This window comes from Rohdeia mirabilis, from assembly GCA_007750655.1.
Lineage (GTDB): Bacteria > Planctomycetota > UBA1135 > UBA1135.
Window position 1 is genome coordinate 3,610,768 of sequence record CP036290.1, and the last position, 12,186, is coordinate 3,622,953.

Consider the following 12,186-nt stretch of genomic DNA (forward strand, 5'->3'; position numbering starts at 1 on the left):
GCTCCGAACAGCGGGAGCACCCGACGAGAGGGGTAGGATCGGGGGGCATGGCCACCGTCTCGGACCCCCGCGCATCGCGCGCGCCCGCCTGGGCCCGGAACGCGCTGCTCGTGGGGATCCTGACCGTTCTCTACGCGGCCACGTTCGGGCCCACCACGGACGGCCAGATCCTGGGCAACGACGCGATCCACTACGCCGGAGCGGTGGCGTCGGGCGACGGGGCGGGGCTGCTCCTGGCGAACCACCTGCTCCCCCACCTCGCAGCCCGCGGCCTGTTTCTGATCGGGACCGCGCTCGGACTGCTCGCGGACGACCACGCCGGAGCGCTGATGGCCCAGACGCTGATCTCGGCCCTCGGCGGCGCGCTGACGGTGGCCCTGGTCGCCGCCACGGCCCGCCGGTTGTGCGGACCTGGGCCCGTCGCGACGCTGGTCGGCTTCGCGTTGGCGACGAGCTCGGGGCTGTGGCTCTACGCGGGCGTCGGCGAGACCTACGCCCCCGCCGCCGCCGCCGAAACCTGGGTCCTGTTCGAGGTCCTGCGGCGCCTTCGAGCGGCCGAGGGCACGGGCGACCTGCGGCTGATCGCGGCCCTCGCGCTGGCGACGCTCGTGCGCCAGGACGCCGTGCTGGTCGCGATCGTGCCCCTCGTCGTCCTCGGCCCGCGCGCGCTCGCACCGGTGCTCGTGGCGGGGCTCGCGTCCGCACTCGGCTACGCGCTGTGCTTCGCGGCGACGCCCGCCGGAACGGACGCGGCCACGTGGCTCGTGGGTGTGGCCGCACAACCCGAGTGGAGTGCGAGCGCCGAGCGGCCCGCGCTGTGGTTCGCGGGACTCGTGCACGGCGTCCTCACGCTCGACGCCGTCGCGTTCGGCGTGCACCGCACGGACGCGCTGTCGGCGGCACGCGTGCTGGCCAGCGCGGCGGTGCTCGTGCACCTGGTCGCACTGGCGGTCGCGTTCGCGCGGAGCCACTCGCCCGCCGATGCTTCGTCGTCGCGCTTCGTCCTCGGACTGGGCGCGCACCTCCTCGTGCGCTTCGTCTTCTTCGCCTGGTTCCAGCCGTCGAACATCGAGTACGCGGTCGGTCACCTGGTTCCGCTCGCGCTGATCGCGGGCTGGTTCTGGTCGCGCGGCGACGGGTTCCCGCGACTCGTGCCCGTCGCTCTTGCGTTCCAGTTGTCAGCGACCCTGTGCCTCGTGGTTCCGCTGCGCACGAGCGGTCTCGCCGACGATGCGCGGCGCGTTCTCGAGGCCGGCGGCGAGGGTGGCGCGACGGTCGTCACGGTCGAGCCGTTCGGTGAACTCGCGCTCGCCCGGGAACGCTATCGGCGCTTCGGTCCGGCACGCGACGCCGCAGCCGAGCAGGGGCTCGACTTCGTGGACGGCAGCGGATCGCACGTTCCCGAGTTCGCCGCGGACGTGGTCGCGCGCGCGCGGACGGGCCGCGAAGCAGGACGTTCGGTGCTGGTCGCGCTCGACCGGCGCCTGGCCGCCTTCCTGGGCCTCGGCGCCGTCGAGGTCCCCGCCCCTCTCGCGAGTGGACTGGTCGAACTGGTCGACTTCGAGACCCTCGACACCGGCGGCGCGCTGGTCGCCTACCGACTGCCGCCCGCCCTGGGAGGAGCGTCGCGATGAGCCGCGATCGACTTCTGGACGCGCTGCTCGACGGACTGCTCGCGGCGATCTGCGTGGTCGGGCTGCTGTTGCACCTGCCCGTGGTCGGCGGCGAGTTCGACCGCGGCTTCGACGGCTTCCAGGGCGCGTTCTTCGCCGGCTCGGCGGTGAACTACCAGGCGCTCGGGACGTCGCCGACCCACGGCTATCCGCTCGCGCAGATCGATCCGCCGGACGACCCCGCCGGATGGAACGTGTACACGAACCACCCGCGCTTCGTTCCGCACGTGGCGTTGGCGAGCCTGCGTCTGTTCGGTCCGAAGGGCTGGGACGACCGTCCGGGTCCGGTGCCGCCGGGGACGGAAGCGGCGGTGCGCGCGCCGTTCTTCCTGCTGCAGGTGCTCGGCTGGTTCGCGTTGGCGGCCGCGGCCTGGCGCCTGGTCGGTCGGCGCGGCGGGCTGATCGCGCTGGCGCTGAGCGCGAACCTCCCCATCGGCATGGCGCTCGCCGGACTGGTCAACTACGAACACCCGTCGGTGGCCTTCGTGTGCGCCGCGCTGTTGCTCGCGACGTTCTCGCGCGCTCCCGAAGGCGACGCGAGCGCGGCGACCGAAGCGCGTCGGCGCAGGTTCGCGGTCGCCGCGGGCGTCACGTGCGGACTCGGCACGTTCGTCACCTACGCGCCGATCCTGTTCGTGCCCGCGATCGCGCTCGTGTGCGGACGTGGGACGCGCCTCTTCGCCGCGGTGGCCGGCGCGGTGGCCGCCGGCCTCGCTCTGGTGCCGCACGTCCTCGCGAGCGGCGCCGTGCGCGACGTCGTGGGCGCGCGTTCGCCGTCGATCTTCGCGCGCCTCGAAGCCTTGCTCGCGCCGAGCTGGAACGGCGAGTTGCCCCCCGCGCGTTGGCTCGCCGCGCAGTTCGAGGCGGTCGACTGGTCGTTCGGCGTCGCGCTCGCCGCCGTGGCCGCGATCGGTCTCGTGCTCGCACTCGCAAGGGTTCTGCGAGGGCGCGACGCGGCGCCGCTCGAACAACTCGCGCGCGCGGTGGTCGCGCTCGCGGCCTCGGCGCTCGGCGTGCAGGTGCTGTACTGGCGACACACGGGCGATCCGCAGGAGAGCTTCATGCTGAACGCCGCGCCCGCCTTCGTGCTGGCCGTCGTGTTCGCGCTCGAATGGCTCGGGCGCCGCATCGGTCCGCGTCGAGGTCCCGGACTCGCGGTCCTCGTCGCCACCGGACTCGTGGCGGCCGCCACGAACGTGTCGCGCGCGCACCTCGAGGAACTGCGCGCTCCCGGTCCGTTCGACGTGTCGGCGCCGACCGAGGCCGGCGGGACGACGAACGGTGACGGGCGCGCGCCACTGCCGCGCACGGCGGCTCTCGACGTCGAAGAGCTGGTGCCCGAAGGTGCCGTGGTCTGGTACCCCGCCCGCCTGGGACTGACCATCGCCACCTCGTACTACGCCTGGCGCACGCTCCTGCCCTTCACGCCCGGCGACTACGACTCGGCGACCGCCCTGCAGAGCGCGCTGGGTCTCACGGGTCGCCCGGTCTGGATCCTGCTGCCGCTCGAGCCCGACTCGGAGCAGATGGCGGCCGATGCCGCGACGGTGGAGCGCGACATCGAGGCGTTCACGGGCGCGCCCGCGGTCTGGACCGAAGGTCGGCTGTACCGCGCGACGCCGGCGCCCTAGGACGCACCGGCCACGGGGTGGCGTCCCGCTGCGAGCACGAGTTCGCGGCGCACGAACACCACGCGCAGCCCGCACAGCGCGAACAGGAGTGCGACCCACCACAGGTCGCGCATGAACGGTGCACCCGGTCCGCCCGTCGGCGCCAGGCTGCCACACCCTCCGCCGCTCGAACCGGACGACTCGAACGTGTACGCACCGGGTAGCGCCGCCGCCTGCCCCGTGTTGGGGTCCTCGACGACGAGTCCGACGATTCCCCCACCCGCGGGCGTGAGCGCCATCAACGTCGACGAGTCGACCAGGTACGTCGACGGTGCGAAGGTGCCCCCTTGGCCCGTCATCGGATCGGCGCCGAAGCGGACCTCGAGATCGCTGCGCAGGTCCTCCCCCGTGAGCGTCACCCACTCGCCCCCGGTCGCCGGCCCACTGATCGGGTCGAGCGCGCCGACCTTGGGATCCGCGAGCGGAGTGAACGTGAACGCGCCCGTGTCCGCCCGCCCGCTCGGGTTCGTGACGGTCAGGGTGTACGGACCTCCCGCCGGCGCGGATGCCGTGACGAACTCGATCTCGGTCGACGAGACGGCGACGACGGTCTGCGACACGCCGCCGATGGAAAGGGCGAGACCGGGATCGAATCCCGCCCCCGTGATCGCGACGCGAGTCCCGCCGAGCGCCGAACCAGCGGTCGGGAAGACGCTCTCGATCGTCGGGACTCCGCCGGCCTCGAGGCCGTCGACCAGACGGCCCTCGACGCCGGTGGGGTCGATGACGACCACGTCGTAGGTCCCGGCCGGACAGGCGCCGAGTACGAACTGGATCGTGTTCTCGTCGACCACGGTCGCTTCGCCGGGCGCGCCGTCGCGCAGGATGACGCCACCGACGACGACGCTCGCGCCGGGACGGAAGCCGCTCCCGACGACGGTCACCGAGCTGCCGCCGTTCGCATTCGCGACGGACGGATGGACGGAGCTCACCACCGGATCCGCCGGGGTGAGCTCGAGCGCACCGGGCAGCAGTGAGCGCTCGCCGAAAGCGTTCGTCACCTCGAGGTCCACGAGTCCGGGAGCTTCTCCGGATGGCACGAAGACGCTGAAGCTGACCGAGGTCCCGAACCAGCCGAGCACGGTGACGGCGACGTCGGGATCCGCGGCGGTGAGACTCGCACCGGCCACGAGCCCGTTGCCGCGCAGCACGTGGTTGTTCACGGCGCCGATCGTCGCGCGCAGAGGCAAGGGGTCGAACGACCGTCCGAGCACGATCGCCGCATCGGGTAGGACCGTGCGATCGCCGAGTTGGACGTCGTTCGATCCCACCACCGCGAGGGTCGCCAGCGAGGTGGGTTGGAAGTCGATGTCGACGGGCGGCGCACCCGTGAGGTTGGCGGCGGTGACGGGTCCGTCGAGCGGCGTGGCGAACAGCTGGTAGTCGCCGGGCAGCACCCCTTCCATGGCGAAGTTGCCGCCGCCGTCGGCGAGCGCGGCTCCGACCGTGCGGCCCTCGAGATCGCGCAGGACCACGTGCGCACGAACCACGGGACTCGAGTCGGCGCGCACGACGCGGCCCTTCACCCGCGCCAGAGCGGCGTCCGGATAGCGCGCCCGCGTCGCCATCCAGTCGTCGCTCGCCACGCTGCGGTGCAGGACGAGACCCGGAGTGACGTAGGGGAAGAGACTCGAGCCGACGACCGGCGAGTGGTCGAAGCCGAGCAGGTGGCCGAACTCGTGGACGGCCACGTCCTGGACATCGAAGCGCCCGGGCACGCCACTGGTCGTGAACTGGAAGTTGGAGCCGTTGAACAGGATGTCGGCGTCGACGATGCGGCCGTTGCCCTGGAACCAGACCGGCGTGATCGCGACGGTCGCGCTGCCGCTCGGGAAGTAGCCCGAGCTGTTGCTCTCGTCGAACAGGACGAGGTGCAGGTCGTCCGCCGCCCAGTCCGAGCGCGCCTGCTGGAGCGGGTCGTCGTTCTCGACCATGCGCGCGAACGAGCCCGGCACCTGGTTCCAGGCTTCGAGTGCGAGGCGCAGCGCGGGTTCGTGCTCGCCGGGGGCGAGGTCGTCGGAACCCGTGCTCGAGAGGACCACCGAGATGTTCGACCCGTTGGACCAGTACAGCGCCTTGCCCGTGCTCTGGTGCCGCAGGGGGATGTAACCGAGCGCGAGCCCGCCCAGCGCTCCGGCGACCACGAGCCCCGCCACCCGGGCCGTGAACGTGCGGCTCATCGGCCCGACTCCTGCGCGCGACGCTGCATGCAGGCCTCGATGCGCGCGCGCAGTTCCTGGAAGTCGAGCACGCGCGCGTGACCCATCACGGACGCCGCCTCGCCTTCGATCGCCGAACGTGCGCCACCGCCGATCGCGAGGCGCCGACCGTCCGGGCCGCTCACGATCTTGTAGCGCCCCTGCTCGAGCCCGACCGGCATCCGCCGTCCCGTGCGCTCGTCGCTCCCCGTCAGGAACAGCAGCACTTCTTCGCCGACGCCCATCGATCCGAGGCCCGGGATCACCATGCCGCTGCCATCCTCGAGGACGCCGCCGGGCAGGGAGAAGGTCTCGATGTCGCCGCCGCTGCCGATCAGCCGTTCGTCGACGCGCAACCGGTAGACCGTCTCGATCACGCCGTCCGCGCCGCTGCGGCCGACGGCTTCGACGACCGTGCCGCGCACGCACAGCTGGGCGCGTTCGACGAGGCCCATGAGGTCCAGCTGCTCCGCCGTGGCCGCGCGGGGGTCGGCGCGGTCGGCGGCACCGTCGTAGCGGTACAGCAACAGGAGGAGGAGGCCAGCGGCGACGGCCGCGGCCAGAGAGCGTTCGATCGGCATGGAAGCGGAGGACGGCAGGATGGACGTCCCGCTATCGGCCGCGGCGGCCCGCTCGCCTGCGCCGTGGCCGAGGGGCGGGGCACGCGGGTGCCACCTCTGCCACCCGAGCCGCTCGGAACGACCGCGGCCCGCCCCCCTCGGATCGAGGGGGACGGGCCGCGTGGTCCGCTCGGGCGGCGCTTCTCGCCGGCCGGCCTCAGTTGCTGGGGCCGAGGATCTCGAGCGTGAGGAGCTGGGTCAGACCGATCTCGGGCACGTTCGTGACGCCGAGGCCGTCGGCGGTCACCGCCTGGAAGTGGAGGATCGAGCCGGCGAGCTCGCCGAACTGCAGGGCCGGCGAAATCTCGAGCTTGGCGAAACCGTCGGCGTTCGTCGGCTGGATCCAGTTGAACGCGAGGTCCTGGTACAGCGTGCAACCCGGGAGTCCGACCACACCGAGGTCGACCGGCAACGGCTGTCCGAAGAACGTGTTCGTGGCGCCGAGGAAGAGCCACGTGAACGAGTTCGGCGGTGCGTCGAAGACCTGCAGCTGGCAGAAGGGCGATCCGATGCGCGACTCGCCCTGGGCGGACATGCGCGGAACGCGGCCGCCGAACTGGGCGCAGCCGGTGCCGCTGAGCGTGGCCTGGCGGCTGGTCGGCTCGGGCAGGATGCCCGGCTCGAACGCGGCCGCGGCGATGCCGAAGAAGAACAGGTTCCAGGGCTGGTCCGAGCTGTTGTTCTCGTCCCACACGTCGAGGCGTTCGCCCGCGTCCATCGCGTCGCCGTCGCCGTTGAGGTCGGTCAACAGGATCACGGCCTTTCCACCACCGCGCAGGTAGAAGAGGATGAGGCTCTGCTCGTAGGTGTCGATCCCGAGGATCTTGTCGAGCTGCTCGGCCGATCCCGCGTCCCCACTGCCGTCGTAGTACAGGTTGACCTCGCCCGTGTCGTTGACGTGGCCGTTGAGGTTCTTGTCGACCGCGCGGAAGACCAGGCCGTTCACGAACTGGCCCGCCTGGTTGATGCCGAAGGCGCTCGTGTTCGAGGACGTGCTGGCGAAGAAGTAGGACTCCTGCGTGCCACCGGTGTCGCCACCGAGCGGCTCGGTCATGGTGGCCATCTCCTTCAACCAGCAGTAGCCGTTCTGGGAGCTGTTGACCACCATGCTCGGCAACGTCGTGCCGAAGTCCGGGTTCCGAAGAAGGGCCGTGTTCGCGCCCGTCGCGTTGAAGAAGCACACGGCCTCGTTCGGATCCAGGATGTCCCCGTCGCCGTTGAGGTCCTGGAAGCGGTGAACCGCTTCGTCCTTGGCGCTCTGATAGCCGTCGCTGTAGACCAGCACGCCATCGTCGCCGTAGGTGGTCATCTTGGTGAAGTCGTCCGTGTCGATGTTGACCGGCGACCCGAACTTGCCGGGGACCTTGAAGGGCCCGTCGTCGTCGTCGACCAGGACCGTGGCGCTGCCATTGAAGAAGCGGACGAGCCCTCCCCCTCCGAAGTCGGTCGCCGCCCACACGGATCCCGAGGAGCAGACCGCCAGACCCTGCATGGTCTGGTCGCCACCGAGGATCGCCTTCAGATCGCCGACGAGAGTGAGTTCGGACTCGTCGATGAACGCGTCGCCGTCGACGTCGGAGCCGCGCCAGAGTTCGGCGACCTTCGAGCTCCCGGACGCCTCGGGGTTGCGACCGTTCGTGAAGTAGACGACGGGCACGCCGTTCTCCATGCGACTGCGCACCGCCTCGATCCCCCAGCTCTTGTTCTTGTTCGGGCTCTTGCCGAACTCGAACAAGAGGCTCGTCTCGAGCACGCTCTCGAACAGGCCGTCGCCGTCGAAGTCGGCCAGGCGGAAGATCTGGTCCTCGTACAGGTCGAGCGACGTGGTGCCGGTGCTCGAACCGAACGCGTCGTTCACGAGCAGCACTTCGGGCAGCGGCGTCGGGTGTTGGAACTGGGCGTGTGCGTGACCGGCCACGGTGAGAGCGAACACTCCTGCCGTGAGCAGGCGCACCGGTGTGGAACGGGCGTCGGAACTGGTCGGAACGTTGCGAAGCATGGTTCGAGTGGGAACGGGTCTCGAGCTGGGACGACTCGATGACGGTGGACGCACAGGTCAGGTCTCGGGCGCAGCGGACCCCGGAGGGATCCGCCGCTTCGTCGCGGCACGTGCTCGGCCGAGCACGGCGCGGGGTCGCGAGGCCTGACGGCCCACGGCCCGACGGTCTTGAAGGTTCGAAGTTTCGAGGTTCGGGGGCCAGGGGGACCGACCCGAGCGTGCCCCAGTCTAGCTCGCCCGCACCCTATGACGGGGCCAGGAGAGGCACGGTTTCGAAGGAGTTCGCGCTTCCTGTCAATGTCCTTCGGCTGGACGCCCGATAGCACCCCCCCGAGGCCCGCGACGTCCACTCCGGCGGTCGCCGACTGCCCCGATCCGGTCCTGCTTCATCGACGTTTCACGAACGCCCCTCCCGCCCATGCGATCCGACTTCCTCGAGCAGGCGCTCGGCAACCAAGTCTCGATCCCCACGCTCCCTGCCGTCGTCCAGCGGATCAACCGGATGATGGCCGATCCGGAGATCGGGCTGCGGGACCTCGGGCGCGAGATCGCGAAGGACGCCCCGATCGCCACGAAGGTCCTGCGGATCGCGAACAGCGCCTTCTACGGCCTGCGCGAGAAGGTCGTCTCGACCGAACACGCCGCCAGCGTGCTGGGCCTGCGGGTGCTCAAGAACATCGTGCTCCAAGCGGCCGTGATGGCGCAGTTCGACCACCTGTCGAAGCACGGCGGCTTCGATCTCGACGCCCAGTGGGAGCACTCGATCACCACGGCGTGCCTGGCCCAGGAGCTGATGCGGACGTCGGGCCAGGAGTTCGCGCTCGGCCCGGACGAGTTCTACTCCTGCGGTCTGCTGCACGACATCGGCAAGGTCGTCCTCCTGGACAACCTGACGAAGGAGTACCTCGACGTGGTCAAGATCTCGGGCAAGACCGGTCGCCCGCTGTTCGAGGTCGAGGAAGAAGAGCTGGGCTTCGACCACGCCGCCGTCGGTGCGCGCGTGGCCGAACGCTGGGGCCTCCCGGAGGTCCTCGTGAACGCGATCGGACGCCACCACGAGAACATCCTCGCCCTCGTGCGCGACGAGCCGGCGGCCGCCGTCGTCGCGATGGCGAACGCCATCGCCCACCGGCTCGCGGAGAACCCCGAGATCGAGTCGCTCGACTCGGTCCAGGGCCTGCCCCTCGGGCCGCTCGGGCTGGACGGCGCGCGCGCGGCCCAGGTGGTCGACGGCGTGCGCAACCGCCAGGAGCACTGAGGGCTGCGGCGGCACCGCGCCGCACGCACCAGGACCGACCGCACGGCCCCCGACAGCGGGGTAGCTTCTAGGTGCCCTCGGTTCCTGTCCCTCCCGAACGTCCTCACGCCTCCCCGTCCACGGTGCACCGCGCTGGGTTCGACATCTGTGTCGCCCGCGCGCCGTGGACCGCGCGTGTCCGCTCGGCCGTCGCGTCCGAGGCCCGCGCCATGAGCCCCGAAGACGCCGACCTCGACCAGCTGTGCAGCCGTTTCGGTGTCTCGCACGAGTTCGGCCGTCGGTTGTCGCCCATCCTGCGGCGCGCGCTCGTTTCGCCGCCCGAACGTCGACGATTCCTGCTCGGTCTGGTGGAGCGCTCGTTCGCGCGCGAGGCGGATCGCCTGCGTCGGCGCCGCAGCGAACGCGAGTTCGAGGAGGAGCGCGCGCTCGTCAGCATCGCGGGGACGCTGCACGCGTGGGACCCGCCGAGCTGGTTCAAGAGCTGGGCCCACGGCCTGGGCGTCGGCGAGCCGTTCGACGGCGAGTCCGAGGGCGACGCGCCGGACGACCGCGCACCCTAGTGGTGTGATCCGCTCTGTCGAGGCCTTGCGGCGTTCCGTACGGGCGCGCTGCCGCGTCGGGCCTCCTCCATGACTCGAGAGCCCGGTGCCCATGGAAGAGGGGGCGAGTCGCCTGTGCCACGCATCGCATTCCCTCCGGAACGCCGAAGTACCTCGACAGAGCGAATCACACCACTCGTTCAGTTCCGGCCTCGCGCGCGAAACGGCGGGCCCGGAACGGAACCAGCGCCCGACTCCACGGTTCGTGGGGTCGGGCGCTGGTGGGTCCGGAGCGCGCCCGCGTCGAGGCGCCCGTCGGCCGTCGTTCAGTTGCCGAGGCGTTCGACGAGACGCTCGTTGCGGCGCTCGAGCTGTTCGAGCTGGCGCCGCAGAGCCTCGATCTCGCGCGCGATGTCGGTGGACGCGCCGTGGCCCTGGGCCGAACCGGCGCCGGACCGTCCGCGGGGCGCGAAGAAGAACTCGTCCTGCTGCTGGTCCTGACCGGCCGGGCGCTCGATCTCCTCCTCCGTCCAGTTCCAGTTCCCGTCCGGCCCCATCACGCCGCGCCGGATCTTCTCGATGCGGCGGCCGTCAGGCAGGACGCGGATCTCGATCTGCTGCTGCTCACCCTGCTGCATGCGCGAACCGCCACCGAGTCCCTGGGGCGCAGCGCCGCGCGGCGTCGCACCGAGTCCGGGGAAGCGATCGAGGTCGAAGTCCTCGTCGATCAGCACGCGCAGACCGCCACCCATGTTCGGATCGAGCTGAAGTCCGCGGGGCAGGCCTTCCGCGATCCGCTGGCGCAGCTGGCGCTGGAACTCGTTCGCGTTGTCGGAACCGTCGTCGAACGGTCCGCCCTGCAGCAATCCGGGCATGCCGATGCGGATCGAGCGCGGACCGTCACCGCTGCCTTCGATGCGCTGCAAGCCGCCCATCTGGGGCAGGCGCAGGCGCTCCAGCCGCTCGGGACGCACGCCCATCGCTTCGAGGGTCTCGGCGTACTCCTCGCGCAGTTCGGCCTCCTCCTCGGCGTGGCGGCGGCGCATCTCGGACACGCGCTGGGCGAACTCGCGGCGCACGTCGTCGACGGCGCCCATGTCCAGCTGGTCGCGTTCGCGGCGCTCCCGTTCCATCCCGTCCGGGTCGACGGCCGGATCGGAGAACCGTTCGTCGCTCCACTCGACGACGCGCGGCGTCGAGGTGGCCCGCGAGCCGAGCTCGAGGTCGACCACGCGCGTGCCGCCCTCGCCGTTGATCACGAGTTCGACGCGCTGGCCCGAACGGGTGCCGCCGAGCAGTTCGACCAGGCCGTCGACCGAGTCCACCGAGGTCCCGTCCACCGAGACGACCACGTCACCCCTGCGCAGTCCGGCGCGTTCGGCGGGGCCGCCGGCGTTCACGTCGACGATGGCGACGCCGTTCTCGGCCGCGCCGATCGACACGCCCATGAAGCCGGGCTCGTCGGCCTTCGGCTCGGCCCGCCTCGGAGCGTCCGCGTAGCCGACGTCGATCAACTGGTCCAACAGGTCGGGATCGAACAGGTAGCCGAGCTCGGTCAACAGGTCGCTCTCGTCGTCGGTCACGTCCTCGAGGTCCAGTTCGACCAGGCGCGGAGCGTCCGCGCGCGAGCCGAGCACCACGTCGCGCTCGATGCGCTCGTCGCCGCGGCGGAACACGATCGCGACGGAGTCGCCCACCGAGTGGGCGCGGATCGCCTCGGACACTTCCGAGCCGCTCGCGACCTGGCGGTCGCCGATCGAGAGGATCACGTCCCCGACCTCGAGCCCCGCGTCGTCGGCGGCGGAGCCCGGCACGACGGACGAGACTCCCCCGTTGCCGGGGAGGAGACCGACGCCGAGGAAGGCGCCGTCCTGGGCCTTGGAGGCGACCGGGAGGTTCAACGGCACGATCGACGAGCTGGGGTCGATGGGCCGCAGGGCGTCCTGAGGGGTCGCGAGCAGTGCGATGGCGAAGATGCTGAGCATGGCGTCGGTCGTGGTGAGGGTCCAGGCGATCCGCTCGAAGCTGGGCGGTCCGCGGTGAATGGTGGGTGGCGCTGCCGATCGTGTGTCCGGGGAGCCTCGCTCCGGTGTCCGGGGCGCCGAGGCGTACCGGCCCGGGCGGGCGATCGGTCCGGATCGGCGGACGGCAGCCCGGATCACCGAGGTGTCGGTGGGTCCGGGCTGTCGATCCGGCGCGCGCGAGGGGTCGGTCCACCGACTCGCGCGG

At 71.3% G+C, this 12,186-nt stretch carries 8 protein-coding genes; 4 read left to right on the top strand and 4 right to left on the bottom strand.

The features are described 5' to 3' along the window. Nucleotides 1-47: 47 nt before the first annotated feature. A complete protein-coding gene (locus Pla163_RS13480) occupies nucleotides 48-1,634 on the top strand; it encodes a hypothetical protein (RefSeq protein WP_145189351.1) in 1,587 nt (528 codons plus the stop codon). Then, nucleotides 1,631-3,304, top strand: coding sequence for a glycosyltransferase family 39 protein (locus tag Pla163_RS13485; protein WP_145189354.1), 1,674 nt, complete (start codon nucleotides 1,631-1,633; stop codon nucleotides 3,302-3,304). The genes Pla163_RS13480 and Pla163_RS13485 overlap by 4 nt, the downstream gene beginning before the upstream one ends. On the opposite strand, the gene Pla163_RS13490 is transcribed toward Pla163_RS13485, so the two are convergent. The 3 genes from Pla163_RS13490 to Pla163_RS13500 form a co-directional block, all read right to left on the bottom strand. Next, nucleotides 3,301-5,523 (bottom strand): IPT/TIG domain-containing protein, encoded by a 2,223-nt coding sequence (locus tag Pla163_RS13490; RefSeq protein WP_145189356.1) that lies wholly within the window; start codon nucleotides 5,521-5,523, stop codon nucleotides 3,301-3,303. The two genes, Pla163_RS13485 and Pla163_RS13490, sit on opposite strands and share 4 nt — an antisense overlap. Beyond that, nucleotides 5,520-6,122 carry a hypothetical protein gene (locus Pla163_RS13495; protein ID WP_145189357.1) on the bottom strand — a complete coding sequence of 201 codons (603 nt, stop codon included), beginning with the start codon at nucleotides 6,120-6,122 and terminating at the stop codon, nucleotides 5,520-5,522. The genes Pla163_RS13490 and Pla163_RS13495 overlap by 4 nt, the downstream gene beginning before the upstream one ends. A 196-nt stretch (nucleotides 6,123-6,318) precedes the next feature. After that, nucleotides 6,319-8,160: a hypothetical protein gene (locus tag Pla163_RS13500; RefSeq protein ID WP_145189359.1), complete on the bottom strand. Its 1,842-nt coding sequence runs from the start codon at nucleotides 8,158-8,160 to the stop codon at nucleotides 6,319-6,321. Between the two features lie 418 nt (nucleotides 8,161-8,578). Here Pla163_RS13500 and Pla163_RS13505 point away from each other — a divergent pair, with 418 nt between their 5' ends. Next, on the top strand, nucleotides 8,579-9,418 hold the full coding sequence (locus Pla163_RS13505; RefSeq protein ID WP_145189361.1) for an HDOD domain-containing protein: 840 nt from the start codon (nucleotides 8,579-8,581) through the stop codon (nucleotides 9,416-9,418). A 209-nt stretch (nucleotides 9,419-9,627) separates the two neighbouring features. Then, nucleotides 9,628-9,978 (top strand): hypothetical protein, encoded by a 351-nt coding sequence (locus Pla163_RS13510; RefSeq protein ID WP_145189363.1) that lies wholly within the window; start codon nucleotides 9,628-9,630, stop codon nucleotides 9,976-9,978. Nucleotides 9,979-10,283: 305 nt separating this feature from the next. Here the strand turns inward: Pla163_RS13510 and Pla163_RS13515 are convergent, their stop codons facing one another. Next, nucleotides 10,284-11,942 carry a PDZ domain-containing protein gene (locus Pla163_RS13515; RefSeq protein ID WP_145189366.1) on the bottom strand — a complete coding sequence of 553 codons (1,659 nt, stop codon included), beginning with the start codon at nucleotides 11,940-11,942 and terminating at the stop codon, nucleotides 10,284-10,286. Between the last annotated feature and the right edge of the window lie 244 nt (nucleotides 11,943-12,186).

Excerpts from the sequence above, each read along its gene's own strand:
- Pla163_RS13490 (WP_145189356.1), bottom strand. The coding sequence starts at position 5,523 with ATGAGCCGCACGTTCACGGCCCGGGTGGCGGGGCTCGTGGTCGCCGGA.
- Pla163_RS13510 (WP_145189363.1), top strand. The coding sequence starts at position 9,628 with ATGAGCCCCGAAGACGCCGACCTCGACCAGCTGTGCAGCCGTTTCGGT.
- Pla163_RS13485 (WP_145189354.1), top strand. The coding sequence starts at position 1,631 with ATGAGCCGCGATCGACTTCTGGACGCGCTGCTCGACGGACTGCTCGCG.
- Pla163_RS13515 (WP_145189366.1), bottom strand. The coding sequence starts at position 11,942 with ATGCTCAGCATCTTCGCCATCGCACTGCTCGCGACCCCTCAGGACGCC.
- Pla163_RS13495 (WP_145189357.1), bottom strand. The coding sequence starts at position 6,122 with ATGCCGATCGAACGCTCTCTGGCCGCGGCCGTCGCCGCTGGCCTCCTC.
- Pla163_RS13500 (WP_145189359.1), bottom strand. The coding sequence starts at position 8,160 with ATGCTTCGCAACGTTCCGACCAGTTCCGACGCCCGTTCCACACCGGTG.
- Pla163_RS13505 (WP_145189361.1), top strand. The coding sequence starts at position 8,579 with ATGCGATCCGACTTCCTCGAGCAGGCGCTCGGCAACCAAGTCTCGATC.
- Pla163_RS13480 (WP_145189351.1), top strand. The coding sequence starts at position 48 with ATGGCCACCGTCTCGGACCCCCGCGCATCGCGCGCGCCCGCCTGGGCC.